The following is a 274-nucleotide window of genomic DNA, read 5'->3' as shown; positions in this document are numbered from 1 at the left end:
GTAGCACCGGGGCACCGGCACCGTCGGCAACAAGCGTGGGATGTTCAAAGGCGAAGGGGCCGGTCTGTTCGGCAAAATGCAGGATGTTCCAGAATTCGCCGCACACCACGGCGGTGCGCCCCTCTCCGGAAAAATCTCCGAAGGCTGGAGCACACTGGCCATAGACCTCCAGCGGGGTCTCTCCCCCGACGATCGGCCTGCCTCGGCTCAACACGGGCGCGCTCAGGGTGCCGGTGTTCTTGAAAGCATAGAGGAAACCGCGTAGCGGCCCGCC

General features: G+C 64.6%; 1 protein-coding gene. It reads right to left on the bottom strand.

All coding sequences use genetic code 11. From position 1 onward, the window contains the following. A partial coding sequence (locus E0702_RS19265) for a hypothetical protein (RefSeq protein WP_205742053.1) occupies positions 1-274 on the bottom strand: 274 nt, incomplete at both ends.

The sequence above is a fragment of the Halomonas marinisediminis genome (assembly GCF_004347715.1).
Classification (GTDB): domain Bacteria; phylum Pseudomonadota; class Gammaproteobacteria; order Pseudomonadales; family Halomonadaceae; genus Halomonas; species Halomonas icarae.
The sequence above is the reverse complement of the archived record's forward strand: the minus strand, read 5'-3'. Positions and strand labels throughout refer to the sequence as shown.